General features: G+C 53.2%; 17 protein-coding genes and 1 pseudogene. 10 read left to right on the forward strand and 8 right to left on the reverse strand.

From position 1 onward, the window contains the following. Positions 1-53 precede the first annotated feature (53 nt). Together GW590_RS24690 and GW590_RS06815 are read left to right on the forward strand one after the other, a co-directional pair. Complete coding sequence (locus GW590_RS24690; protein ID WP_328803056.1) at positions 54-1,205, forward strand: VENN motif pre-toxin domain-containing protein; 1,152 nt, start codon at positions 54-56, stop codon at positions 1,203-1,205. A gap of 132 nt (positions 1,206-1,337) precedes the next feature. Then, positions 1,338-1,688: a hypothetical protein gene (locus GW590_RS06815; RefSeq protein WP_169402273.1), complete on the forward strand. Its 351-nt coding sequence runs from the start codon at positions 1,338-1,340 to the stop codon at positions 1,686-1,688. A gap of 50 nt (positions 1,689-1,738) precedes the next feature. Here GW590_RS06815 and symE read toward each other — a convergent pair whose 3' ends face one another. From symE to GW590_RS06850, 7 genes and pseudogenes are all read right to left on the reverse strand, one after another. Beyond that, positions 1,739-2,140, reverse strand: coding sequence for an endoribonuclease SymE (symE, locus tag GW590_RS06820; RefSeq protein ID WP_328803048.1), 402 nt, complete (start codon positions 2,138-2,140; stop codon positions 1,739-1,741). After that, positions 2,124-2,336: pseudogene (locus GW590_RS06825) on the reverse strand (aldo/keto reductase); the annotation flags it as partial. The gene symE and the pseudogene GW590_RS06825, both read right to left, overlap by 17 nt. 18 nt (positions 2,337-2,354) lie before the next feature. Continuing rightward, positions 2,355-2,912: an NAD(P)H-dependent oxidoreductase gene (locus tag GW590_RS06830; protein WP_169402274.1), complete on the reverse strand. Its 558-nt coding sequence runs from the start codon at positions 2,910-2,912 to the stop codon at positions 2,355-2,357. Positions 2,913-3,064: 152 nt separating this feature from the next. Then, the gene (locus GW590_RS06835; RefSeq protein ID WP_169402275.1) at positions 3,065-4,099 is read right to left on the reverse strand and encodes an amidohydrolase family protein; all 1,035 of its coding nucleotides are present in this window, start codon (positions 4,097-4,099) and stop codon (positions 3,065-3,067) included. Between the two features lie 101 nt (positions 4,100-4,200). After that, positions 4,201-5,148 carry an aldo/keto reductase gene (locus tag GW590_RS06840; RefSeq protein WP_169402276.1) on the reverse strand — a complete coding sequence of 316 codons (948 nt, stop codon included), beginning with the start codon at positions 5,146-5,148 and terminating at the stop codon, positions 4,201-4,203. Between the two features lie 85 nt (positions 5,149-5,233). After that, positions 5,234-5,923 carry a type 1 glutamine amidotransferase domain-containing protein gene (locus tag GW590_RS06845; RefSeq protein WP_169402277.1) on the reverse strand — a complete coding sequence of 230 codons (690 nt, stop codon included), beginning with the start codon at positions 5,921-5,923 and terminating at the stop codon, positions 5,234-5,236. 8 nt (positions 5,924-5,931) lie between these two features. Next, complete coding sequence (locus tag GW590_RS06850; protein ID WP_169402516.1) at positions 5,932-6,240, reverse strand: superoxide dismutase; 309 nt, start codon at positions 6,238-6,240, stop codon at positions 5,932-5,934. Positions 6,241-6,379: 139 nt separating this feature from the next. Between GW590_RS06850 and GW590_RS06855 the strand changes: the two genes are divergently transcribed. The 5 genes from GW590_RS06855 (at position 6,380) to GW590_RS06875 (ending at position 12,075) form a co-directional block, all read left to right on the forward strand. Continuing rightward, positions 6,380-7,279 (forward strand): LysR family transcriptional regulator, encoded by a 900-nt coding sequence (locus tag GW590_RS06855; protein WP_169402278.1) that lies wholly within the window; start codon positions 6,380-6,382, stop codon positions 7,277-7,279. A gap of 643 nt (positions 7,280-7,922) precedes the next feature. Further along, positions 7,923-9,344, forward strand: a complete 1,422-nt coding sequence (gene leuC, locus GW590_RS06860) for a 3-isopropylmalate dehydratase large subunit (RefSeq protein ID WP_169402279.1) — start codon at positions 7,923-7,925, stop codon at positions 9,342-9,344. A gap of 4 nt (positions 9,345-9,348) precedes the next feature. Beyond that, complete coding sequence (gene leuD / locus GW590_RS06865) at positions 9,349-9,957, forward strand: 3-isopropylmalate dehydratase small subunit (RefSeq protein WP_169402280.1); 609 nt, start codon at positions 9,349-9,351, stop codon at positions 9,955-9,957. A 162-nt stretch (positions 9,958-10,119) separates the two neighbouring features. Beyond that, a complete protein-coding gene (locus GW590_RS06870) occupies positions 10,120-11,028 on the forward strand; it encodes an alpha/beta fold hydrolase (protein ID WP_169402281.1) in 909 nt (302 codons plus the stop codon). A gap of 99 nt (positions 11,029-11,127) precedes the next feature. Next, the gene (locus tag GW590_RS06875) at positions 11,128-12,075 is read left to right on the forward strand and encodes a LysR substrate-binding domain-containing protein (RefSeq protein ID WP_169402517.1); all 948 of its coding nucleotides are present in this window, start codon (positions 11,128-11,130) and stop codon (positions 12,073-12,075) included. A gap of 125 nt (positions 12,076-12,200) precedes the next feature. Here the strand turns inward: GW590_RS06875 and GW590_RS06880 are convergent, their stop codons facing one another. Beyond that, a complete protein-coding gene (locus GW590_RS06880) occupies positions 12,201-12,707 on the reverse strand; it encodes a DUF2569 domain-containing protein (protein ID WP_235955876.1) in 507 nt (168 codons plus the stop codon). Between the two features lie 628 nt (positions 12,708-13,335). Between GW590_RS06880 and GW590_RS06885 the strand changes: the two genes are divergently transcribed. From GW590_RS06885 to GW590_RS06895, 3 genes are read left to right on the forward strand one after another with little or no spacing between them, the layout of a single operon-like run. After that, complete coding sequence (locus tag GW590_RS06885) at positions 13,336-15,012, forward strand: ShlB/FhaC/HecB family hemolysin secretion/activation protein (protein ID WP_235955881.1); 1,677 nt, start codon at positions 13,336-13,338, stop codon at positions 15,010-15,012. Positions 15,013-15,033: 21 nt separating this feature from the next. Further along, positions 15,034-26,298 (forward strand): hemagglutinin repeat-containing protein, encoded by an 11,265-nt coding sequence (locus tag GW590_RS06890; RefSeq protein ID WP_169402283.1) that lies wholly within the window; start codon positions 15,034-15,036, stop codon positions 26,296-26,298. Continuing rightward, positions 26,295-26,738, forward strand: a complete 444-nt coding sequence (locus GW590_RS06895) for a hypothetical protein (protein ID WP_169402284.1) — start codon at positions 26,295-26,297, stop codon at positions 26,736-26,738. Before GW590_RS06890 ends, GW590_RS06895 begins: the two co-directional genes overlap by 4 nt. The last annotated feature ends 20 nt before the right edge of the window (positions 26,739-26,758 follow it).

Consider the following 26,758-nt stretch of genomic DNA (forward strand, 5'->3'; position numbering starts at 1 on the left):
TCAATCCTGATACCGATGTCAGTCCGACAGCGGTCATCAACAAAGCCTGGCAGTTGGCCTATGATTCTGCGCTCAGTCAGCAGGGTGCCAACATGGGCGGTAGCGTGCGTGTCGGCGTCAATGCCGTGGTTAATGCATTGCAGGCGCTGGCAGGGGGAGATATTAAAGCCGCGCTGGCTCAGGGTGCCGCGCCCTATCTGGCGGCGAAAGTAAAAGAAATGACCACCGGCAATGCGGATTACAGCACGCTGACAGAAGCGCAGAAGCTGAACAATCTAATGGCCCACGCGATCCTGGGTGGCGTTATTGCGGAGCTGAGCGGAGGAAATGCAGCGAGTGGCGCGACTGGCGCCATGACAGGAGAGTTGGCAGCGCCCGCAATCGCGCTGGCATTTTACGGCACGGCAGACAGTGATAAACTCACGTCAGCGGAGAAGGAGAATGTAAGCGCGCTGACGACGCTGGCTTCAGGGATAGCGGGCGGCATGGTCAGCGATAGCGCATCCGGTGCAGTGACGGGGGCGCAAGCGGGTAAGAATGCGGTTGAGAATAACTATCTGAGCGGAGATCAGGCCCGCGAAACGGTGAAACAGGTAGCTGAATCGCTGAAGAATCAGGTCAGGGATAAGCTGGGCGAAGGAACAACGTCTTCCATTGCAAACGGCATTATCAATGCCCTTGCGGAGTCTGGTGACTCGGCATTAGGTGGTGCGGATTACGCTGCGGATGCGGTGATGGTGCTGGCAACGTGTGCCGCAGGCGACAGCTACTGTAGTAAGGCAATGAGCGATCTGTCCGGGAAGAATCAGGTGGTGGCAGACAGCGTTGCTGCGCTGATGAAGAGTGAAACCTGGTCGGCGGTGAAAGATACGGTAGTCCTGGCATCTACTGCAAATCAGGCAGCACTGGAAGCTACCGGTGGGATGCTGGCGGGGATAATATTGCCGGGTAAGAAAGTTCCGGGAATTACCGCAGCGCAGACGATAGCCAATTCTGTAGTTGATGCGAAAAAATTTGATTATCTTTTTGGTAAGGCAACAGGTAATAGTCATACGCTAGATCGTACAAATCAACTTGCACTGGAAATGAAACGATTAGGTGTGGCTGATGATATTAATGGTCATGCAGTTCTTGCTGAGCATTTTACTCAGGCGACAAAAAATCAAAATAACATTGTGAAAAAAATATACAGATCAATATGGTAGTTTTGAGGTCAGAGAATCTTTCTTCATTGGTCCTTCAGGAAAGGCTACGATGTTTGAAAGCACTTTCGAAACTATGAAAGATGGCACTCATCGGTTCATTATAACCATACCGAAAAATGGAGTAACTAAATAATGTTCATAGAAAATAAGCCTGATGAAATTGAGTTACTTTCTTTTTTTGAAAGTGAGCCTGTCTCGTTTGAGCGAGATAACGTCAGTTTTTTATATACTGCAAAAAATCAATGTGGCCTTAGTGCTGATTTTTCGTTTAGCGTTATTGAAGGTTGGGTTCAATACGTAATGAGGTTACATGATAAAGAAATCTCACATGGTTCTATCGATGGTGTTACCTCAATTAGTATAAGAAATGATAATTTAGGTGATTATATTTATGTCGAAGCTATTACGGAAAAATCAATAAATACGGCTGAAATACGTATAAGGCCGGATATAAAGATAAAGAATAGTTCTCTTATTAAATAATGAAAATCCCGCCCTTAACCCGGCGGGATTTTTACTTTATAACCAGCGCGTTATCTTCTTGGCGGAAAATGATCTTCCCACACCACGGTACCCGGCGGGAGTGGGCGCTTCTTCGGTGTGGCAATCAGCGTAATAAACTCCACAATCTGTTGCTGCCTGCGACCGGAGAGCTTACAGGCCTTCTTCAGCGCATGCATAATCTCCGGCTCTTCCGGTTGCGGCTCCTGGGTGGTGAGCACCAGGCAGCCGGGCACCACACGCACCTTCAGCGCAGTTCCGGTCTCAAATCCTGCATCTTCCAGCCAGTTGCCCTTCAGGGTGATGGCGGGTGACGGTTCATGCGTCTGCCAGTCCCGAATGTAACCCACGGTATAACGGCGGGTTTTTAGTTCCGGTACTTCTGTTGTGACAACTTCTGACTTAGAATCCTGCTCAGCCATAGTACCGTTCACTCGAACCGTTTTGGTAGGCGATAGCGGTATCGTAAAAATTGATGCTCTGCTCAAGACCGTAGCGAATGATGTCCCGGCTTTCCGTTTCGTCCAGCGTCCAGTGATGCTGGCCTGTCAACGAATCGCCAAACACGATGCATCCCATGCAGATGCGAGAGACAAATAAGTTACTTTTGCCGAGCCGGGTATACTGCATCGTTATTCTCCCTCTGGATTATTCACGAATGGCGTTGAGCAGATCGACAAGCCTTGAAGCGTGCTCCCGGGCAAGCGTTTTTTGCTGGGTGATTTTCCCGGCATCCCTGTCGGCGTAGCTGATACCGCAGGTATAAACCGGTGTCAACATGTCAAGATTGCACAGCCTTGCCGTCGTCTCGAACGGAATGAGGTACTCCTCAATGGCGTGGTCAAAGAAACCGCCGGCGGTATAGAGCTCCTGTGGAGCCCCAGTTGTGAAGGAGAGGATCAGTTTTTTACCGCCCAGTTTCGCCGTTGAGCCATGCGCAAAGCCGTGAACAAAAATCTCGTCCAGCCATTGTTTCATTAACCCCGGTAGCCCATACCAGGAAAAAGGGAACTGCCAGACAATCACATCGGCCTTGAGCAGGCTTTCCTGCTCCGCACCGATGTTGAATTTGCCGTCCGGATAGAGCCAGTCCAGACGACGAATTTCAGCGTCGGGTAGGGCGGTCGCCACCTCGTCAAGTATGGTGGCGTTGGCGACGGAATGGATAAGTTCTGGATGTCCGGAAATAATAAGGATATTTTTCATTTCAATAAGTTACACATTGTTGATGAGCATTTAACCCAGTATAGAGTTACAGCATTATTTTTTTAGAGCAGTAAAGACTCAATCACTTTTAGGTGAAAACTAATAATGAGCTCCTGAATCTCATCGTGCTTAGTCGTCATAAACACTGAAAACTATTCCGTGATGCCGAGTAAACGTTCAGCATTGCGAAACGCGATAGCCTCTTTTTCTGCCTTGTCGACGGGCAGACTTGCGATAAATGCTTTTACACCGTCCAGCGTCTGATAGGGATAATCGACAGAAAACAAGATCCTTCCAGCGCCCATCAACTCGTATATAAAACGGAAGTGTGGCAGTGTCAGCATGCCTGACGGGGTAACATAAACGTGCTCCTGGAAAGTCCTGGTCAGCGTGCGGGTTAGACCCGTTGCGGCCAGAGGAAGGCTGTCATCAAGACGCTGTAGCCAGAATGGGATCATCTCCCCCCAGTGGCCACTTATTACCTGCAGGTGGGGATATTTATCAAATGCGCCCGACAGCATCAGCCTTAACAACTGGATACCGGCTTCGTGATGCCAACCCCAGCCAAACATAGATAGTCTGGCGGTTACCTCTGCGCTGAAACCGGTGAAGTAAGCTTGTTGAACGCTTTTAAACGGTAATCCGGGATGAAGATAGAGTGGTACACCCAGTTTATTAAATCGAGAAAGAAGGGAGTCATAGTCAGGGTGATCAAGAAAGCTCGATGAGGGTCTGCCATTCAGAAGTGCGCCCTTAAGCCCCAATTCTTCAACCGCGCGGGCAAGCTCTTTTTCGGCCTCTTCGGGCTGTGCCCAGGGAAGTGTGGCAAATGCCGCGAAGCGATCCGGGTGATTTGTTACTGCCCCGGCAAGGCGATTGTTTGCCGCCGTGTTTAATTTTACCGCTTCATTCTCGGGTGCCAACTGGGGGAATCCACCCACAGAGAGAATCTGCATGGTAATTCCCGCTTCATCCATATCGCTGAGGCGCCTGCTTCCCGTATCGGCGCCTTTCTGGTTAATCAGTGCGTTTTGTTCTATCTGTGGGCGGCTTCGGTCCGCATTATGACCATCAGTGACTGTTTTCCCCCAGTCGCCAAGGAAAGGCGCCTGCTCAAGCGCGACAGGTATGAAGGCTTGCCCTAAATCGCTGTCGAGATAATGTTCTTCGAGGCAAATGATTTTCATATTCTCACCATTGATAAACAGCGGTACAAGTGATTCAGATTAGGAGCGCCCAGAACAGTCCGTACATGAGTGTCGCTCATGACAGACTGTCTGGACGCTGTTTACACCATCGGTTTTTCCCAGGAGCCTCGTGTATCCACGCCAGTCTCTGTGGCAAGTTGTTCCAGCAAGATGATTTCCTCATTGCATAACTGGATTTCTGAAGCGCCGGCTGCATCCAGAACATGATGGACTTTAGTCGCACCAATGAGTGGAAGGGTTCCTTTCGCGATAGCCCATGCGATGGCTATTTGTGCAACGCTGGCATTCTTCTCTGCCCCCATTCTTTTCATGGCGAAGGTCAATTTTTCAATCTGCGGCAGCACTGCGTTATAACTTTCGGCCCGGCCACTCCCGGCAGGCATAGGGTTATTTGAATCATAACGACCACTCAGCGCGCCTTGCTCCAGGACCATATACGCAAAGAAGGTGATGTTATTTTCTCGGCAATAATCAAGGATCCCTGCCTCTTCTGAGACACGATAGAGCAGGCTATAGTGATTCTGTACCGCACTGATGCCATAACCGGAGGCGTTAAGGATCTGATTGGCGCGTCTGATTTGCGCCAGATTGTGGTTGGAGACACCGACGCGTTTTACCTTGCCGTTTTGTAAGAGTGGGATCAGTCCAGGCGTCCATTTATCGACGTCGAGGGGATTATGGATCCAGTAGATATCAATCTCTTCCACACCAAGGCGCACGAGACTTGCCTCAAGCATGTCGCTGACAGGCTGTGCTGACTGTTCGTTGGCAATCTGCGGTGTGAATTTGGTCGATAAAATCATGTCCTCGCGGGAAAACTGACGGACTAAAGATCCCAGCGCTGCTTCAGAATTGCCCATCCCATATACCGCTGCGGTATCCCAGAGATTAAGGCCCTTACTCATGGCTGTGGTGAATACCTCTGCCATCTGAGTATCAGAAAGATGGTTGCCGAAGACAGTGTCGCCACCGGCAAAGCCTGTGCCCCAGGACCATGTGCCCAGCGCTATTGGAGGAAGTGTTTTCATATTCAGCTCCTTAAAAAGGCCGGAATGCTGCTTACTTAAACCGGCCAAAGAGGGTGAGCAAAGGGGGAAATAAAAGATGAATTACTTAAGCTGTCTGGCTAAGCGCATTCACCAGCGCCACGCCCACACCGTACGCTGAAGCGGGGTTTTGCCCCGTAATAAGGCGTCCGTCGGTAATCACGTTCTCAGACCAGTTTGGGGCTTCATGATGAAGTGCGCCATGCTCGCGAAGTGCGGTTTCCAGCAGAAAGGGAACCACATCTGTGGTGTGAACTTCTTCTTCTTCCTTATTGGTAAAGGCAGCCACGTTTTTCCCTTTCACCAGGTATTCGCCGCTACTGAGTTTTGTGTCAACCAGTGCCGCAGGCCCGTGGCAAACGGCTGAGACAATCCCATTACTTTCATACACTTCGCGGATGATGCGCTGGGCATCCGGGTTGTCACGGAAATCCCACATGGTGCCATGCCCGCCTGCAAAGAAAACGGCGCTGTAATCGGCACCGTTCAGCTCAGATAACGGTGGCGTTGATGCCAGACGCTGCTGAAAATCGGTTTCGTTCCAGAACCATGCATTGACAGGATCGCTGAGGTCGAACCCATCCACCGGCGGCTGTCCCCCGCGAATGCTGGCGATCGTCGTTTTCAGTCCGGCGGCTTCCAGCACTTTGAGCGGATGCGTCAGCTCTGCCATGAAAAAACCGGTCGGTACACCGGATGCGCCTTTAATTGGATGGCTGGAGACGACACACAGCACGGGTTTATCAGCAGGTTTCATATCAGAACTCACTTTTTATTTTTAAATTCAGCGGCGAAAAGATTTTCCCAGTTAACAAAGGAGCTAAGCGGAATGATCTCGAAGCTTAATAAGCCCGCTTTTGCCAGCGGGAATTCGGCCATTGCGCTCATCGCTTCATCAACAGAGTTACATTCAAGAAAAATAGCGACACCGGGTCTGTCCTGACGGAAGTAGATGTCACGGATGACGCCGGATTTATACAATCCCCAGGCGTGCAGCGCTTCAGCAGTAAGGTGTGGTGCATATTTTTCCAACGATGCACCAGTGGCGGGGATATCCAGACATAAAATTCGCATCATAGTCTCCTGAACTCAGATCGTTGTAGAAAGAGACTAAAGTATAAAAGCTGCATTTCAGGAAGATTAGAGGGCCATTGACTTAAGCATATTTAGGCTGTACTTAATAATCAGGCCAGTATTTCTTCAGGAAGAAACTATGAATAACGCTCTTTATAATCAGTTACGTATCTTTCAGAGTATTGTGCGTGAAGGCAATATTTCGGCCGCTGCGAGGAGACTTGAAATCACGCCGCCATCCGTCAGCAATGCGCTTAAGCTGCTGGAAGAACATATTGGCCATCCGCTTTTTGTGCGCACGACCCGTCGTATTGAGCTGACGGAAACCGGACAGCTGTTGCTGGAACAGACCGCCGCTGCAGTTGAGTCGCTGGAAAAATCGCTGGAAAGCATTCGCGATCAGAATCAGGAACCCTCTGGTGTGGTGCGAATTACGCTCTCGCGTTTTGCCTACTTGTTAATTCTTAAACCTGCAATGGCAGCGTTCTGTCAGCAATATCCGGGTATACAGCTGGAAATTTCGATCTACGACGGTACCGTGAATATTATCGAAGAGCGTTTTGACCTGGGGATTCGTTTTGGCGATATTCTGGAAGGCGGGGTGGTGGCACGGCCGTTAATGAAACAGTTTCGTGAAGGGTTATATGCATCTTCAGCGTATCTCGCCGGGCATGGGATGCCTGAGGTGCCGGCAGATCTCAGTCATCACCGACTGATTGGTTACCGTTTTATCACTAACAACCGCATCCTTCCGTTGATCCTGAACGATCGCGGAGAGCAGTTGACCGTTGAGATGCCCGGGCAGTTGATCAGCAACGATATTGACGTTATGGCAGACGGGATCCGTAACGGGTTGGGAATTGGGCGCTTGTTTGAACCCATCTGGCGGTTACAGCCCGATCGGGAGCAATTTATACCCGTGATGGAGAGCTACTGGAAAACCTATCCACCAGTGTATCTCTATTACCCAAAAAACGCGGGTAAAACGAAAAGAGTGAAGGCCCTTATTGATTTTCTGATAGCCGCTACGGGGCGATAAAATACGACGTACTTAGGTAGGAGCCTCTGCCCGGAGCGGGGATGTCACATTCCGAGAGGCCTGGCTTCCCGTATGAACTCAATCACTTGCCCGTAGGGCTGCAAAAACGATATTTTTTTAATTATTATGCTTGCCGTAGCTCGGATTCTTGGTAATCCTGAGATTTATATTAATTACACCTTTGCAAATAAATTAGCGCTGTTTATTAGTGGTGATGTGAATGCAGAGTCGATTTATGATGCTTATTTTTAAATCGATGTTATCTCAGTGTTAATCATCACTGCAGGGATATATATAATCGTAGTAAACTATTCAATAAAATAAGGAAGGTATAGTATGCCAATCCCTCCGTATATGCAGCTCAAAGATGACAGCAGTGCAGATATTAAAGGACCTGTAGACTATTGAATACCTCACGCAGCACAGCCTATTGAATAATTGATATTTTTATTCTGTGATATCGATCTAATTAACTTAACTAAAATATATTACGACATCACAAAATCAATAAAACACATATCGTGATTTATTGAAACACACATTGTGTTTTTTAAATTAACTAACAGCCTTGAAGAGGGTGATAATATAACGGTACGATCATTTTGCCAGCATAAGCAGACCAGGTGCTATAACGGGAGTAACCATGAGCGAGCATAAAACACTATATGAGAAACTAGTTGATTCTCATACTGTTCGAACGCTGGATGACAAAGGCAATGTACTGCTTTATATCGATCGTTCTATTTTGAATGAGTACACCAGCCCCCAGGCGTTCAGCGGATTGCGTGAAGCAGGGCGCGGGGTATGGAATCCGGCGACATTATTGCTCAATGTCGATCATGTCAATCCTACGCGTCCGCTACGAACGCCGGCAATGACGGATGCCGGCGGTGAATTGCAGGTCAATTATTTCCGCGAAAACAGCAAGTATTTCGACATAGAGCTGTTTGATGTTATGGATAAACGCCAGGGCATTGAGCATGTGGTGGCTCCGGAACAGGGCTGGGTGCTACCGGGGATGGTGATTGCCGCCGGGGACAGCCATACCAGTACCTACGGCGCGTTTGGTGCGCTCGGTTTCGGTATCGGCACGTCGGAAATTGAACATCTGATGGCAACACAAACCCTGGTCTATAAAAAGCTGAAAACCATGCGGGTCAGCATTATCGGTGTACCGATGCAAGCCATGACCGCCAAAGACATTATCATGCTGTTGATTGAAAGACTGGGAGCGGACGGCGCCACCGGTTATGCCATCGAATTTACCGGTGATGTCTACAGCGCCCTCAGCGTCGAAGGACGTATGACAATGTGCAATATGGCCGTGGAAGCCGGCGCGCGCGGTGCTTTTAGCGCGCCGGACGAGAAGGTGTTCGCCTATATCGAATCTGCGCCCCGCGCACCCAAAAATGCCCTTTGGCTTCAGGCCGTGGCGCAATGGCAAAAGCTTAAAAGCGACGATATGGCGGTATTTGATAAAGAAATTTCCCTCGATTGCACTGCCGTTGAGCCGCGCATCACCTGGGGAATAAGCCCGGACCAGGCAGGTGGCATCAGCGGTAGCGTACCGGATCCGGACAGTATTGCCGAGGAACAAAAACGCCGTGATATAGAATTTGCGCTGGACTATATGGGCCTCAAGCCTGGCATGTCCTTTGAGGACATTCCCATTTCCCACGCCTTTATCGGCTCATGTACCAACGGGCGCATAGAAGATTTACGCGCCGCCGCCCTGGTGGTGCAGGGACGTAAAGTCTCGCCCGGGGTTCGCGCCATGATTGTGCCGGGGTCGACCCAGGTACGAGATAAAGCCGAACACGAAGGGCTGGCGCAAATTTTTATCGATGCGGGTTTCGAATGGCGTCAGTCGGGCTGCTCAATGTGTCTGGCCATGAATGAGGATGTGCTGAAAGCGGGAGATCGCTGCGCGTCCAGCACTAATCGTAACTTTGCCGGACGGCAGGGCGCAGGGTCGAGAACCCATCTTATGAGCCCGGCGATGGTCGCCGCCGCCGCTATCGCCGGTCATATCGTCGATGTCCGACGTTTCGTTCAAGAGGCATAACAAAATGGAACCTTTTACATGTGTTGAGGGTATTGTCGCGCCGATGCTGGCCGCTAATATCGATACCGATGTCATTATGCCTAAACAGTTTCTCAAAGGCATCGACCGCCAGGGGCTGGATAAGGGCACCTTTTTTGATCAGCGTTTCCTGGCCGACGGGTCGGAAAATCCTGAGTTTATCCTCAACAAGGCTGCCTGGCGCCCGACCGCGTTTTTGGTGACCGGACCGAATTTCGGTTGCGGCTCAAGCCGGGAGCATGCGGTATGGGGATTAATGAAACTTGGGATCCGCGCACTGATTGGCAGCAGTTTTGCCGGTATTTTCAACGACAATTGCCAACGTAACGGCGTGCTAACCATTACGCTGGACAAAAAGTACCTACAGCGCATTGAGCAGGCGGCGACCGATAGTGGCGATCACCGGATAACCGTGGATCTGGTGGGCCAGCGCATTATGGCAGGCGATGACATAATGCCCTTTGAGATCGACGATCTCAAAAAACAGATGCTGGTGGCAGGTCTGGACGCGATTGGTTACTCCCTTAAATTTAAAGAGGATATACGGCATTTCGAACAGCGTCATTTCACGGCAAATCCCTGGCTTAAGCTTTAACTTCTCACGACGATTAAGACAGATAGCCTAAGCAATATAATCGGGGTAGAAATGAACTGGCGAGCGATATCCGTAATAAGCAATGCAGTTAGGGTGTAAGGGCTGAGCGAGGCATCATGTGCCACTCCATACCCGCTTTCCGTGTGATTAAGAGGAGTTATTATGACAGCAGGGACTGAAATAATTGGGCCGTCCCCCTTTATTGCCGGCTTTACCCTCAGTGATATTGATGTCGGCAACGGTATTCGACTGCGTACTGCCATTGGGGGGAAAGGCGAACCGCTGTTATTACTGCATGGACATCCGCAAACTCATGTCACCTGGCGGAAAGTGGCTCCGGAATTGGCAGAGCACTTTACCGTTATCGCGCCCGACTTACGGGGTTATGGCGATAGCAGCAAACCGGAAAGCGATGCGGATCACCGTCCTTATTCAAAACGCGAAATGGCCCGGGATATGATGCTGTTGATGGCCGGGTTGGGATACAACCGTTTTGCGGTTGTGGGCCACGATCGCGGGGGACGGGTAGCGCATCGCCTGGCGCTGGACTATCAGCAGGCGGTGACCCGAGTGGTGTTTATCGATATCGCCCCCACCGCGACCATGTATGCCCGCACGGATAAGACCTTTGCCACCCGTTATTTTTGGTGGTTCTTTTTGATTCAACCTGCGCCGTTACCTGAAAAACTGATTTCCGCCGATCCGGCCTTCTTTTTAGAAAAGCATATCAACGGACAGTTGAAAACGCCGGGGGCCACCGACCCCGAGATCTTTAACGAATATTTGCGTTGTTACGCCAATCCGCAAACCCTGCATGCCATTTGTGAGGAATATCGTGCGGCCGCGACTATTGATCTCGCTGACGATGAAGCGGATGGCGAGAAACGCATTATTGCCCCGGTGCTGGCCTTATGGGGCGCGAAGGGCACAGTCGGCCAACTGTATGACGTGGAGCAAACCTGGCGAGAGAAGGCGCTGGATGTGTGGGGGAATGCGCTACCATGCGGTCATAGTCCACAGGAAGAGATCCCCCGGCGCACACTGGATGAGCTGCTTAATTTCCTGGCATAAACGACGGCGGCACGGCGGGAGTCGTTTGCCATGATCTGGGTGCCGTGGCATGCTGGTTTAAGTAATACCCAGATATTTTTGATTAGCCGCGGAAAATTTATGCCTCTAAACAATAAATCACCCCATACATGGCCATTGGTTGATGATTTAAACGTTTTTTTGACCGTCGTAAGAAAGCAAAGTTTTGCTGCCGCTGCAGTTGAACTGGGGCTTTCTGCTGCCTATGTAAGCAAACGAATTAATTTGCTGGAAAAGGGGCTCGGGGTACGGCTGTTTTTACGCAACACCCGGCAGATCAGCTTGACGCCCGATGGCGAAAAGGCCCGTGACGGGGCGATGGGCGTGCTGGATACCATGAGTGAATTTATTTCGAGCCTTTCTGATACCGATAAGCATATCCAGGGCCATCTGAATATCGGGTGTTCATTTGGTTTCGGCGAACAGCATATGGCTCCGGCGCTGGCGGAATTTTCGCGCCGATATCCGCAAATAACCTGTAAACTGACGTTATCCGATCGTGTCATGGATTTGATTGGCGAAGGAATCGATATCGAAATCCGCATTGGAAATGATATCAAAGAGCTTTATATCGCCAGAAAATTGGCGGATAACGCCCGCATTCTGTGCGCTGCTCCCGGTTATCTAGCAGAACAGGGTATACCTGTAGAAATAGAGGATTTGGCCCGGCATAAGTGCCTGGTTATCCAGGAAAGGAACAGTCCGTTCGGCGTCTGGCACCTGACGAGAGGTGAAGAAGCCCGCAAGGTGCGAGTAAAAGGTTCGTTATCCTCCAACAGCGGTGTAGCGGTATTAAACTGGGCACTGGCGGGGCAAGGTATTATTTGTCGTTCGCGCTGGGACGTGCAGAAATATATCGATCGGGGACTGTTAATCCATTTGCTGCCGGAATATGCCCAAAGTGCAAATATCTGGGCGGTTTACACCATCAAACCATCCACATCGACTCGGTTAAAGCTCTGCGTTGATTTTTTAGCTGAGTATTTCCATTTAAATCCCCCGGTGCCACCCACGGAATGCCTTTGCTGAGCGTGGGCTGTGATGGGTCGTCAACGTAGCTGACTGGAGTGGCCCCATTCTGGCAGACATCTCCAGTCCTCACGGTGAGCCTGAATGGGTATCATCAATAATGCCAGGCCTCACGTTTGTAAAATTTAATTAACAAAGGTTCTCTTAACCCTTTCTGAGACAAGAAAATAAGGGAGCCAAATAAATGCAGATAGTATATTCCTAAATATTGGTACAAGTTCGTTGTAACCAATAGATGACGGTGACAGTAGAATAAAATATAAATACAATTTGAATGACATAGTTGCGATGGTAGCTATGATTAAGCCTATATAGGCTTTTGGCAGTGTTTTTTTCTTTTTGATAAAAAGAGATATTATATAGGTGATAAATAAAAACATTACCGAATCAATAAACATTGAAATTAAAAAATAGAGCTTGCCATTTTCAGTTAAGTTATTGTAATTTAGAGTGATGATTTTAAAAAATCCTGTTATTTCAACCAGGAAAATAAACCCCATCAAGAATAAACTAGCAAATGGAAGGACTAAAAAACCCCTTATTTTTTTAAATTGCCGTTCCTCGCACACATCGCAAAATTCCCTGTCTTGTGGAATTTCCGTCCCACACTTAATACATCCCCATTTCATCATCCAATCCCTTTTGTCTTAAAACCGGTTTTGCCTTTACTGACAGTAAAATAGTAAGTAACTTTACCAAAATAGGAGTTTACATCCTCAGGTTTTAGCTTTGAGCTCGTAGGCATAAGCTAAGTTCTTAGGGTGAATAATCCTAATTTTCCGTGCAGGTTTTAGAGTGTTTTATTCTTTCTGTCAATTTTTTCTCACCTTCGCTCAGGCAATACACATAACCGCCTTCCTCTCGGTTTTCATAGAATAGGCACCACGGTTATCTTCGATAAATGCACCTTCCTGCGTAATCACCGCTGCTACCTCCCGCCCCCAACGCCTGGTAGAAGCTGCGGTTTTCCTCTCCTTGCCCGTGATCTCTGTGCTTCATTAATTTAATTAATAATTTCCCTACGTGACTACCATCACGGATTTAATTATAAAAATTTTAATGTGCAGCCTAAAGTTTTTGACTGTTCAGCCGATAGGCTGTCAGTGGCTAAGCAGTGAACAACTGACTTTTAGATTATTTTATATATTTATCAATAAATTAATTTCATCACCAGGGAAGGGGCGCGTTTAGCGCAGAAAAAAGATGAGTGTGATTAAAGGATTTTCACGACTAATATCGACGACGACAGGGCTGCGGCCATTGTCGTCAAGGTTGCGGAACGGGGTGATACTGTTGGCTGGCTTATGTATTTTTCAGTCCAGTCGCCTCGAGGCTGCGCCGCTAAGCCCGGCCGAACGCGATAGCATCGAACTGCAACAGCGTCAGTTGCTACAACAGAACCAGCAGCAGCGCCAGGAACTTGAGCGCAGCCTGACTCCGACCCAGACGTCACCCGCGACCCCGGCCCCGACCTCCACCACCTGTTTCCCCCTGGATACCATCACCCTGACCGGGGCGGATCATATGCCTGCCCGCGTGCAGCAGCGGCTTATCCAGCCTTATGTCCATCAGTGTGACGGCATTGCGCAAATCAATGCCCTGGTCAAACAGGTCTCGGACTGGTATATCGCCGAGGGCTATATCACCAGCCGTGCTTTTCTTACCGAGCAGGACCTGTCGCAGGGCACGCTGACGCTGCGAGTGATGGAAGGCAAACTGGAAGCCATTCATATGGACAACCAGCCTCGCCGTACGCTGACGATGGCCTTTCCGGGGCTGACCGGTAATATCCTTAACCTGCGCGATATTGAGCAGGGCATGGAACAAATCAACCGGCTGCGTGCCATCCCGGTGCAGGTAGAAATCCAGCCTGGCAGCCAGCCCGGCTATTCCATTGTTAACCTGACGGCCAAACCGCAGTTTCCCCTCAATGCCAGCCTGGGTTTTGATAACAGCGGGCAAAAGCGCACCGGCGTTGGACAAGTCAACGGCTCACTCACCGGCAACAACCTGCTGGGGCTGGCCGACCAGTGGTTTGTCAGTGGGGCGCGCAGCAGTGATTTTGCCAGTGACCACGATGCGCAAAGTGTGCAGGCCGGGGTCAGTGTGCCGTACGGCTACTGGAACTTGGACTACAGCTACAGTTACAGCAATTACCTCAGCACGTTGCAGTCACAGGGTTATGACTGGCGCTCCAGCGGCGACAGCCAGTCGCACCGCATGACCCTATCCCGGGTGCTGTTCCGTAACGGGCAGATGAAAACCGCCGCGTCGTTGGGTGTGAACCATCGTCTTGACCGTAACTACCTTAACGATGTCGCCCTGCAGAGCAGCTCACGCAGTCTGAGCAGTTGGACCGCCGGCATCAATCACAGTCAGAAAATCGCTGGCGGTTACGCCACCTTAAATCCGGCCTTCAGTCGCGGTGTGCCCTGGCTGGGCGGCGAAGACGATGCCGGAAAATCAGCAGATACCCCGCGCGCGGAATTCTCCAAATGGACGCTGTCCGGCAGCTATTACCTGCCACTGATACAACGCGTTACCTGGCTCAGCAGCCTCTACGGCCAGTGGAGCGACGATCGTTTGTATGGCAGCGAGCGCCTGACTCTGGGTGGCGAAAGTTCGGTGCGTGGCTTCAAGGAACAATATCTTTCCGGCGACCGCGGCGGCTACTGGCGTAACGAACTGGATACGCAGGTCGGCAGCTTGCCAGGACTGGGACAGATCAGCAGCGTGGCGGCGCTGGACGGTGGTTATCTGCAACATGATAACGACGACAGCAACGCCGCCGGTACCCTGTGGGGCGCTGCCATCGGTCTGGCCAGCAGCAACGGCCACATCGCCTCGCAGTTTACCGTCGGCTGGCCGTTGAGCTATCCAGCGACACTTACTCCGGACCGCGTGACGGTGTATTACCGCCTGGCGATAACATTGTAAAATAACACAGGACATTCAAGGATGAAGGTAAATAAACCCCTGCCGGTAGCGCGTTGGAAACGTTGGTTGAGTTATGGTCTGATGACCTGGCTGGTGTGGCAACCGGTGATGCCGGCGCTGGCCGCCGGAGTGACGGTAGCCAATGGCAATACCTCGCTGGATCAGGCGGCCAACGGCGTGCCGGTGATTAATATTGCCACGCCCAATCAGGCGGGGATCTCCCATAATCAGTACAACGATTTTAACGTCGGCAGCCAGGGGCTGATCCTCAATAATGCCAGCGGCAAACTGACCCCCACCCAGTTGGGCGGTCTGATCCAGAACAACCCAAATCTGCAGGCGGGCAAGGAAGCCCGCGGCATTATCAACGAAGTGGTGGCTGCCAACCCCTCACAGCTTAATGGCTATCTGGAAGTCGCTGGTCCTGCTGCCAATGTGATGGTTGCCAACCCTTTTGGTATCACCTGTAACGGCTGCGGCTTTCTCAATACGCCCAACGCCACGCTAACCACCGGCAAGCCGGTGCTGGCGGCCGATGGATCGCTGCAATCGCTGGAAGTCACCCAGGGCGCGATCACCGTTGAAGGTCAGGGGCTGGATGCCCGCCAGAGCGACTATTTTTCGCTGGTGTCCCGTGCGGCACAAATCAACGCCGGGATTTACGCCAGGGATCTGCAGGTCACGCTGGGAGCCAATCATCTGGATGCCCAGGGACATGCCACGCCAATCGCCGGTGCAGCACAGCCGGTGGTCGCTATTGATACCGGGGCGCTGGGCGGCATGTATGCCAACCGTATCCATCTGGTCTCCAGCGATAAGGGCGTTGGGGTCAATCTCGGCAATCTCAGTGCCGCCACCGGCGATATCCAACTGGATGCCAGCGGCAAGTTGACGCTGGCCAATACGACCGCTCAGGGGCAACTGACCGCCAATGCCCAGGCTATCGCCTTGCAGGGCGCGCAGCAGTCGGGCGGCGATATGGCGCTTAACAGCCAGGGCGAGCTGGCGGTGCAGGGCAGCCAGCTGACCAGCGGTGGCCAGCTACAACTGAATGCCACACAACTGACGTCTGACCGCCCGGCACGGGTCTCGGCAGCCGGTAATATCAATGCCACTGCCAGCGGCGGCCAGTGGCAAGGCTCGCTGACGGCGGGAAAAGACCTGCAACTGAACACCGGTGATTTTGCTAACCAGGGCACGCTGGCCGCGGGCGGCAATGCCCACCTGAGCACCCAGCATCTGAGCAACAGTGGTACCCTGCAGGCGCTGGGCAGTCAAAGTCTGCAGGCCAGCACGCTGGATAACAGCGGGTATATTCAGGCAAACGGCGCGCAGCAGCTTACGACAGGCAGCCTGCATAATCAGGGGGCGATCAACGCACAAGGCGCTTTGCAACTGGTGGCTACCCGTGATTTTACGCAGAGTCGCACGGGCAGCGTTGATGCCGGTGGAGCGCTGACCGTGGCTGCCGATCAGGGGGCATTGGCCGGGACCTTCACCGGCCGACAGAACAGCCAGTTGACCTTTGGTACTCTTACTACCGAGGCAGGGTCTAGTATTGCCGGCAGCGGTGAACTGCTACTTAATGCGGACAACGCGCAGCTTGGCGGCCTGCTGTCCACTGATCAGCGGCTTGGCGGTCACTTCGGGCAACTGACCACCCTGGCCGGGTCGCAGATCCAGGCGGGGAACGATGCGGATATTCAGGCCCGCGATAGCGCGATGCTCGGCGGTAATCTGCGCGCCGGGCAAAACCTGCAACTGGGCAGCGGTGATCTCAGTTCCGTCGCCAGCGCCCAGGTCTATGCGGTTGGCAATATCCAGGCCAGCGCGGGGGACGGGGGAGAGTGGAACGGCAGCCTGACGGCTGGCGGTAATCTCGGCGTCAATGCGGCGAGACTGACCAATAACGGTACCCTGGCGGCAGCGGGGGATACGCAACTCACGGCACAGACTCTGACCAACAGCGGACTGGTGCAGGCTCAGGGCAGCCAGATGTTGACGACCACGGACCTGGCCAATAGCGGCCGCTTACAGTCCGGCGGCGCACAGCAGATCCACACCAACACTCTCGATAGCCAGGGGCTGATTGGCTCACAGCAGTCGCTGGGGTTACAGGTTGACGGCACCGCCACCGTCGCAGAGCAGGGGGCACTGTTTGCCGGTGACCAACTGACGCTCGGCGGCGGTCAACTGACCTTTAACGGCGTACTGACCGGGAAAAACGGTCTGTCGCTCGACAGCGATGGCGTCACCACCGGCCAGGCTTCGCGCCTGTCCAGCCTGGGTAATATCCGACTGAATGCCGGGCAACAGACGCTAAACGGCCAGCTTTCCACAGCAGGCAATATCGCTCTGACCTCCAATGACCTGAATGTCGGCAGCCAGGGCAGTCTTCACAGTGACCAGGATTTATCACTGGTCGCCCGCCATGAGGCTCAGTTGGCAGGAGCGCTGGATGGTCAGACGCTGGAAGCCAGCGGGGGGGCGCTGCAACTAACCGACAGCGGCGAGCTTTCCTCCCTCGGGGATATGCATCTGAGTGCAACGCAACAGCAGCTCGACGGGGCCACCCATGCCGGGAATAATCTGGCGATTACGGCTGACCAATTGAATGCGGCGGTGGGCGGCAAAACCTCGGCCCAAAACGATGTGCAGACGACCGCCACCGCTGGCCAGTGGTCCGGCAGTCTGATTGCCGGACGGGATCTGAGCTTCACTTCCGGCGATTTTAGCAACGACGGCACGCTGGCGGCTAACCGCAACGGCCAGTTCAGCTTCGGTACCCTGAGCAATCAGGGGCTGCTGCAGTCGCTGGGCAGCCAGCAACTGACCGGCGAAACCTTGAATAATAACGGTACGGCGCAGTCGGGCAGCGACCAAACGCTGATACTCAATCAGCTTAACAATCAGGGGCTGACCGGCACCCAGGGCAATCTGACCCTGACGCTGCGCGACGGCCTGACTGCCGGCGACAGCAGTTCGCTGCTGGCGGACGGCCGGCTGACCCTCAATACGGCGCGGGCAGATCTGGGCGGCACCCTGAGCGGAACGCAGGGCGCTGATCTGACGGCCACCACGCTGACCAGCCGCAGCGGATCACAACAGACCAGCCAGGGCGATATCCGGCTTAATGCCAATGTGGCCAGCCTGGGCGGTTTTCTCTCCTCAGACGGCAATCTGGCGCTGACCACGCAGCAACTGACCACCGCGCAGAATTCACAGACCCAGGGCAAAACTGCGCTGGGGATCGATGCCCGCCAGCAGGCCGATTTAAACGGCAAGCTGCTGACGCCGGGGACGCTGACGCTGCAGGGGGATACCCTTAACAACGCCGCGACGCTGGGGGCCAGGGATATCACGGTGACCGCCACGACGCTGACTAACCGAGGCAGTCTCACCGCCGATAACGGCCTGCATATTCAGGCGCAGACGCTGCAACAGCAGGGCAGTCTGGCGGCGCAAAACCTGATGAGCCTGGCCGGGCAGACCCAGGTCAATCAGGGCAATATCACCGCGGGTGATCTCGATATCCAGGCCAGCGGCGGCCTGAACAACCAGCAGGCGGGGGTGATCTCCGCCAGTCGTGGCGTAACGCTGACTGCGCCCACCCTGGTCAATAACGGCACACTGGCGGCACAAACCCTCGGGGTGAATGCGGGCAGCATCAGCAACTATGGTCTGCTGCAAGGCAATGGTGACGCCAACCTGACGACGGATTCACTGGGCAACGCTGCCTCCGGGCAGGTGCTGGCCGGCGGGTTACTGGCGGTGCAGGCCGGTGACACCCAAAACCAGGGGCGTTTGCAGGGTGCACAACTGAACCTGAGCGGCAATAGACTTAATAACAGCGGTACGTTGCTGGGCAGCGGTGGGCTAAATGCTCGTATGCAGGGCGATCTGACGAATACCGGCAGCCTGCTGACTTCGGCCAATGCCACGCTGAACGCCGCCACGCTGGAAAACAGCGGGCAACTACTCAGTAATCAAGACGCTACGCTAACCACCACCCGATTGAGCAATCAAGGGCAGATCCAGGGCAACACTCTGACCCTGAACGCGGGGGGCGTCGATAACAGCGGTAATCTGATTGGCCTGCAAGGGTTAACGCTGCAGCTGCAGCAGGACCTGACCAACGCCACCTCCGGCAAACTGCTGACCCAGAACGCGCTGTCGGTGACTGCCGGGCAGGTGACCAACAACGGCACCTGGCAGGCGGACAGTGCGGATTTACATGCCAACCAGCTGGATCTCAATGGGGCAATACAGACGGCTTCCCGCGCCTCGCTGGCACTGAGTGGTGCACTGAATACCGGCGCGCAGGGCAGTCTGGTCTCTCGTGGTCTGGCGGTATTGCAAGCCGCCAGCCTGACTAATCAAGGCAACTGGTCGGCGGATAATCTGACCCTGCAGGGCGGCAGCCTGAGCAGTCGCGGTGCCATCAGCGGCGTCAGCGGGCTGACCACTACGCTCGGCGGGCAGTTGCAGCTGTTGCAGGGCGGGTCATTGCTCAGTGGCGGCACCGCTAATCTCAACGCCGATAGCCTCAGTAACAGCGGTACGTTGCAAGCCAATCACCTGCTGCTGACCGCCCGCACGCTGTGGAATAACGGGGTGTTGCAAGGGCAGCAAAGTCTGCAGGCACGGATACAAGACGGTGTGGGTAACGCTGGCGGCGGTACGCTGCGCAGCCAGGGAACATTGGATATCGGCGCGCAGACGCTGGTAAACCAGGGGTTGTTGCAGGGCGATGGTGTTAGCCTGCTGACATTGGGCAATAGTCTGGACAATCAGGGCCGTTTGTTGACCGGGGATCGGCTGACTCTGTCGGCTCCCACACTGAGCAACAGTGGTGTGCTACAGGCGCAGGGACTGACCTTAAGCGGCAATACACTGAGTAACAGCGGGACTCTCAGCGGACTGGGAGATAGTGCTCTTTACGTCGACCAAATCAGCAATGGCGGCCAGTTGCAGGGGGACCGTCTGCAACTGAACGGCAGCGTCCTGCATAATAATGGTACCGTCCTGGGCAGTCAGGCGCTGGGACTGAATGTACAGTACGCCGACAACCAGGCGGGCGGTAACCTGTACAGCGCCGGCGATCTGACGCTGGTGACCCCGGCGCTCAACCAGTCCGGCAGTTTGCTGGCGCTGGGCAATATGACCTTGCAACTGGGGAGCGGACTAACGCAGACCGGCACGCTGGCCGCCGGGCAAACCCTGGCGCTGAGCACCCAGGGCGACCTCAATGTGCTGGGCACCCTGCAGGGCAACGCCATTCAACTGAACGCGACGGGTAATTTTGTCAATAACGGCCAGCTGCGCGGCGGAGGCGGCACGGTGGCGGTGGAAGCCAATACCCTGACCCTGAATGGCAACGGCAGCGTGCAGTCGGGAGGCGATATCCGTCTGAACAGCCACGGTCAGCTGATCAACAGCGGTTTTGTCGGCAGCGCCGGTAATCTGCTGATGTCCGCTGTCGGGCCACTGACCAATAGCGCCCTGCTGTATGCCGGCAACACCCTGCAACTGCTGGCTGACAGTATTTACAATAATCACGGCGATATTCTGGCAGGCAACAGCCTGTGGCTGCAAAAAGACGTGGCGGGAAATGCCAATAATGAAGTAATTAACACGTCAGGGAATATTGAAACCACCAACGGTGATATCACCATTAATACTGGTCATTTGCTTAATCAGCGTGATGGGTTGAGTACTTCGAGTTCGTATCAGGCCGGGGATAGTCAGGCGTCTGGGTCCGCCAATTCGATACAGCTTGTAAAGGCAGATTTCGATCCCGCCGAACTGGAGACCACCACCACCTGGCATCATGAGGGGAGCAACGGTAAAAATAACGGTACTGATGTTTTCAATACCTTTATGGAGCCAATCAATAGCGGCAAAGAAAAAAGGCTGCTGGTCGGCACATCAACGGTGGTCGTAACTGCTAAGGGTGGTGCCGGGCGGATCGCCGCGAATAATAACCTGAATGTCAACGCTGGCACCCTGGACAATATCGCAGGAAATATGTTGTCCGGCCAAAATATGACGTTATCCGGCGGGTCGCTTAATAATCAGTCTTATACCAACTCAGTACAAAGTGAATATCTGACCTATGTATTTGATACTAAATTAGGCAGCAAGCATTACTTGGTACGTAAGGGCAGTAGTAATGGTTATGATGATTTTACCAATGATGCAACATTTACCTTTTATTTATCCGGTGCACCTGAGTACGAAACTACCTCAACTATTGGCGGCGAATATCGCTCGGTGATCCAGGCAGGCGGCGCCGTTAACGCCAGTTTTAGTAATAATATCAGCAATACCACCACCACCGCCAATGCGGGCAATTTGTCTCATGCCCTTAGCGCACCAACGTTAAGCGGTACCGCAGGGCTGCAACAGGTGGGAGGCGCTCAACGCCAGCAACTGGCCGCCGGTCAAAATCTGGTGGTGGGTTCGGGCCAATGGACGGATGCCATCAATAACGCCCTGATGCAAATTGGCAATCAGGGGGCCTCGCTGACGGATTACCCGTTACCTACCAGCAATAACGGCCTGTTTGTAGCCAGTCAGGATCCGGCCAGTCGTTATCTGATCACCACCAACCCACAGCTGGGCGGTATCGGCAAAACCGATCCGTCGCTGTTTAGCGCCTTAAATGATTACCTGGCGCGCTCTCCGTCATCGCTCTCCACGGTCAGTCAACTGAACGCCCAACATAGCGTCGCTCCGACCCTGGTTGCTGGCAGCGTACCGGCGCAAGGCACGGTGGTGAACCCGGTAGTGCAACCGGGCACACCGGGCAATCCGCGAATTGAAACAGCCCCGGTCTATACCGACGAAAGCCAGTTTATTGGATCGAGCTACTTCTTGCAGCGCCTGAACCTGACGCCGAATTACGACTATAAATTCCTCGGCGATGCCGCCTTTGATACCCGTTATGTCAGCAATGCGGTGCTTAGCCAGACTGGGCAGCGCTATGTGGGTGGCACCGGGTCCGACTTGCAACAGATGCAGTATCTGATTAATAACGCTGCCGACCAGCAGCAGGGACTGGGCCTGCAACTGGGCGTCAGCCTGTCGCCCGAGCAGGTGGCAGCCCTGAGCAAAAGTATTGTCTGGTGGGAAAAAACCACCGTCAATGGCCAGACCGTATTGGCTCCCAAACTCTACCTGGCCGCCAACGATACCCAGGCGCTGACTGGCAGCGTGATTTCCGGCAGTACGGTGAATCTCGATGCTGGCCATATCGTCAATGCCGGCAGTACCTTGCAGGCACAGACTCAACTGGTAGCAAAAAGCAGCAGCACCCTGGATAACCTCAATGCCGGGTTGATTGCGTCCAGCGGCAGTCTGCAACTGAGCTCACTGGGCGATATCAACAATATTGGCGCCTCGATTAGTGGCCAGACAGTGGCGCTGACCTCGCTTAACGGCAATATCAACAATATCACCCAGGCACAGCAGTGGACCGCCGCGCCGGTGAGCAGCAAAAACAGCGGCACCCAACTGAACTTTAGCCAGACTCTCACTGGCGATATGGCCACTATTTCTGCCGGTAAGGGACTGTCCCTGTCTGCCGGTAACAATATCAATAACACCGGGGCCAAATTGACCGCAGGCAGTGACCTGCAACTGGTGGCGCTCAATGATATCAATATCCAGGGCAATGCCTTAAGCACTGCCAAAACCACTGCCAGCGGCAATACGCACACCAGTGACAGCCAGGCCAGCAGCGTCAGTGCCGGCGGCAACTTGCGCGCTAGTGCCGGACAGGATCTGACAGTGGCAGCCAGCGCAGTGACTGCCACCGGTGACGCCAGCCTGTCCGCCGGGCGTGATATCACGCTTGCTGCGATGGATAAAAGCAGCCATCAGACCACTGCCAATAGCCAGAACGACAGCAATAATGCCACCCGCAGCACCCTAAGCAGCGGCGGCAACCTGGCGCTGAGTGCCGGGCGCGATATCAACTCACAGGCGGCGCAGTTGGCCGCCGATCTCAACGCCAGCCTCAGCGCTGGCCGTGATGTCAATCTCGCCGCGCAGCAAACCAGTAGTTACAGCGAAAACCATGACAGCCACAGTGAACATATCAGCGAGTCAGTGCGCCAGCAGGGCACCGAGATCACCAGCGGTGCGGCAACGCATATTCAAGCCGGTCAGGATATCAATGCCCAGGCAGCGGGCGTCACTGCCAGCGGCGACCTGGCGCTAAATGCCGGACGGGATATTAACGTTAACTCGGCCACTGCCAGTGACTACAGCTATGACGAAGAGAGTAAAACATCGCGTCATCTGTTCTCGAAAACCACCACCCATACCGTCAAAGAGGACTTCAGCACCCAAGAACAGGGCTCACAGCTGAGTGGCAGTAATGTCTCGCTGGTTGCCGGGCAGAATATCGGTGTCAGTGGCTCGTCGGTCGTCGGCAGCGGGGACGTGACCTTGCAGGCGGGGAAAGACCTGAATATCACCGCCGCTACTGAACAGCAGTCTAGCTATCGTCTCGATGAGAAGAAAACCAGCGGCATGTTTAGTGGCGGTAGCCTGGGCGTAACCTTTGGCAGCAAATCGACCCGGCAGCAGATCAATCAGAACGGCACCACCGAAAGCCAGAGCAGCAGCGCCATTGGCAGCACCGGCGGTAATGTCAATCTGATTGCCGGTGAGAAAGCGCATATCAGCGGGTCGGATGTCATTGCCAAAAACGATCTGAACGTGGTTGGCGGTGCGGTCACTATCGATACGGGCAACGATATGCTGACCCGCAAGCAGATTTATGAACAGAAGCAAAGCGGTCTGACGCTGTCGTTGTCCAGTCCGATCACGGATGCGTTGTTGTCCATTGGCAGCAGCGTCAAAAAGGCGAGTGATTCCGGGGATGCCCGCCTGGGTGCCTTGTACGGTATGGCAGCGGTCCAGGATGCCTGGGCAGCCAAACAATCCGGCGGCATTGCCGATCAGGCCAAGGCGCTGCAAAACGGTGATTACGGCGGCAGCGTACAGATCCAACTGAATGTCGGGGCCAGTAAAAACACCTCGACTTCTGAACTGGCGCAACGTCAGGCCAGTAGCAGCACGCTCAGCGGTGGCAGTAACGTTAATATCGTGGCGACCGGGGCGCGGGGACAAAGCGGTGATCTGAATATCATCGGCAGCGGGGTAACCGGTAATAAAGTGACCCTGGCCGCGAAAAATGATCTGCTTCTGCAGGCGGCGACTGATACCAGTCAGGAAACCAGTAGCAACAGCGCCAGTGGCTGGAGCGGTGGCGTGCATATCTCGGTAGGCAAAGAAACCGGTATCGGTTTTCAGGCCAGCGGCTATCTCTCCAAAGGTTCGGCAGATGGTGATACCACCGATTACGTCAACACCCGTATCAATGGCAAAGATACCCTGACCCTAAGCAGCGGTCGCGATACTGTGTTGTCCGGCGCACAGGCAATGGGCGATAAAATCACCGCCAATGTGGGACGAGACTTAACGATCACCAGTCTGCAGGACACCGATAACTATACCAGCCAGCAGCAAAGTATCAGCGGGGGGCTGAGTTTCACCTTTGGCACCATGACCGGCTCGGCTTCGCTGAGCATGAGCAAGTCAAAAATAAACAGCGAGTACGCCAGCGTGGGTGACCAGAGCGGACTCTTTGCCGGTGCACAGGGTTTTGACGTTTATGTTGGTAATCATACCCAACTTAACGGGGCTGTTATCGCGTCCACGGCGGAGGCCGAGAAAAATGCGCTGTCGACGGCTAGCCTAGGCTGGAGCGATATTCAAAACAAAGCGGACTATAGTGCCAGCAGCGCAGGGATCTCCGTCAGTGCCTCTCGGGATAATGCGAAAAATGCTGATGGCAGCAATAAAATGGACGGCAAAACCCCAGTGATGCAAAACAGTGGGATGGCCTTGCCGACGTTTGTCAACAACTCCGGCAATGCCTCGGGGACGACGCGTTCAGCAATTGGTGCAGGCAGTATTACAGTTCGTAACGCCAGTCAGCAGACACAGGATATCAGCACGCTCAGTCGCAATACCGACGATGCCAACGGCCATATCGATAAAATCTTTGATAAGGACAAAATAGAGAAAGACCAGGCGGTAGTACAACTGGCGCAACAGGTTGCAGCGCAGACGGTAAGCAATATCAGCAATCAGCTGATATTGAATGCCAAAGAGGATGCTGCCAATAACCTATTGGCGGACAAAAATTATCAATCTGCTTCGCCAGACATACAGAAAAAGCTGATGGATGCAGCTAATCTTGCAGTTGACCAAAAATATGGTATTGGTAGTACCTACTGGACGGCGGCGACGGCGATCAGCGGAGCGCTGGCCGGATTAGCCGGAGGGAATGGTGGCGCTGCGTTGGCCGGAGGACTGGCCCCTTATTTGTCGGAAGCGGTGAAAATCGCGACGACGAAAGAGGGAGAGGTGAATGTTCCCGCTAACCTGGCAGGTCATGCGCTGGCCGGCGCCCTGATTGCCTATCTGCAAGGTGGCTCCCTTTCTGCAGGGGCGGTTGGCGGTGCAGGAGGTGAAGCAGCGGCGAGGGTGATCAGCGCTGAGCTTTACCCAGGCATCAAGGCAGCGGACCTGACGAATGAGCAAAAAGCCAATATCAGTGCGTTAAGTACGCTGGCAGCGGGCTTGGCCGGAGGAGTATTAAACGACTCATCGATGGCCGGTGTACAGGCCGCGGCGGCCGGGAAGGTGGCTGTGGAGAATAATGCGCTGATCCTGCCAAATGGAATGATGAATTACGGACAGGCAGTTGCCTCCTGGAATCAGTATGCGGTAGACAATAATCTGACACAGGAGCAAACTCAGGAAGGGTTGAATAGAATTGCTACTGGCGAAGGGCCTTCTTGGGGAACAGAGTATAAAGTTAAGCCATATGTAAAAGGTGAAGTGGCCGGAGGTGCAGGGGCTGGTTATTACTTTGATACGAGTATAGACCCATACCAGATTTCAGCTAATCGTGGGGAAACATTAGCTGTCGGTGGACGCATCTCTGGGCAGATAGGGATTCAGTTTGGACCATATTTCCCTGGGACTATTGATTCCGAAAAAAATAGCTCCATAGGCTCAGGACTTGGGGTTATTTCTAGCGAAGTCTCTTATGGAAAAGATGGTTTTGGTTTTAGTTTCGGAGTGGGACCTGCGTGGGGATGGAGTGGCGTGTCAACCAATGTTGCCGGCGAAAAAATGGACATCAATGGTTCTTCTGGAACTGAATTCTATCATCATAACTTCGGCCAAGATAAAGCAAAATGAACCCCGACATCATCACGATCACGCTATCAATGGCAATCTTTTTTATGTCATTCTATCATTATGCTAGAAGTACCAAGATACCCCTAAACTCCCCGGTAGGTATGAACGAGTATTTTAGTGGCATATTTTTCCTTAGAAAAAGTTCCTTTAGTTTGTCTTGGGGGCGAGTAGCATTACTTATTGGATTCCCGCTGTCATATGCCCTAAAGTTTATCCGTGATGGTGAAGGAGTCGTTTACTTTCCATTGATTGTGATAACTTGGTTTACCGCGTTATATTTTTATAAATATGCTGGTTGTTTCAACGGGGTAGTTGAGGGGCAAAAAGGATTTTTTAGCATACTCTTAAAAGGAAAAATCGGTGGGCTGGCTGGTATTTTATTATGGTTGCTCCGCGCTTTATATATTGCATCAGTTATATATGTATTCTTGAATAGATAAGATTATCATTATTTAGAAAT

Origin of the sequence: Rouxiella aceris, from assembly GCF_012933545.1 — a bacterium.
GTDB classification, from domain to species: Bacteria; Pseudomonadota; Gammaproteobacteria; order Enterobacterales; family Enterobacteriaceae; genus Rouxiella; species Rouxiella aceris.

Bases quoted from the DNA above. Each gene is read 5' to 3' on its own strand.
- GW590_RS06830 (WP_169402274.1), bottom strand. From the start codon at position 2,912: ATGAAAAATATCCTTATTATTTCCGGACATCCAGAACTTATCCATTCC.
- GW590_RS06835 (WP_169402275.1), bottom strand. From the start codon at position 4,099: ATGAAAATCATTTGCCTCGAAGAACATTATCTCGACAGCGATTTAGGG.
- GW590_RS06850 (WP_169402516.1), bottom strand. From the start codon at position 6,240: ATGCGAATTTTATGTCTGGATATCCCCGCCACTGGTGCATCGTTGGAA.
- leuC (WP_169402279.1), top strand. From the start codon at position 7,923: ATGAGCGAGCATAAAACACTATATGAGAAACTAGTTGATTCTCATACT.
- GW590_RS06815 (WP_169402273.1), top strand. From the start codon at position 1,338: ATGTTCATAGAAAATAAGCCTGATGAAATTGAGTTACTTTCTTTTTTT.
- GW590_RS06895 (WP_169402284.1), top strand. From the start codon at position 26,295: ATGAACCCCGACATCATCACGATCACGCTATCAATGGCAATCTTTTTT.
- GW590_RS06840 (WP_169402276.1), bottom strand. From the start codon at position 5,148: ATGAAAACACTTCCTCCAATAGCGCTGGGCACATGGTCCTGGGGCACA.
- leuD (WP_169402280.1), top strand. From the start codon at position 9,349: ATGGAACCTTTTACATGTGTTGAGGGTATTGTCGCGCCGATGCTGGCC.
- GW590_RS06875 (WP_169402517.1), top strand. From the start codon at position 11,128: ATGCCTCTAAACAATAAATCACCCCATACATGGCCATTGGTTGATGAT.
- GW590_RS06880 (WP_235955876.1), bottom strand. From the start codon at position 12,707: ATGATGAAATGGGGATGTATTAAGTGTGGGACGGAAATTCCACAAGAC.
- GW590_RS06855 (WP_169402278.1), top strand. From the start codon at position 6,380: ATGAATAACGCTCTTTATAATCAGTTACGTATCTTTCAGAGTATTGTG.
- GW590_RS06845 (WP_169402277.1), bottom strand. From the start codon at position 5,923: ATGAAACCTGCTGATAAACCCGTGCTGTGTGTCGTCTCCAGCCATCCA.
- GW590_RS06870 (WP_169402281.1), top strand. From the start codon at position 10,120: ATGACAGCAGGGACTGAAATAATTGGGCCGTCCCCCTTTATTGCCGGC.
- GW590_RS06890 (WP_169402283.1), top strand. From the start codon at position 15,034: ATGAAGGTAAATAAACCCCTGCCGGTAGCGCGTTGGAAACGTTGGTTG.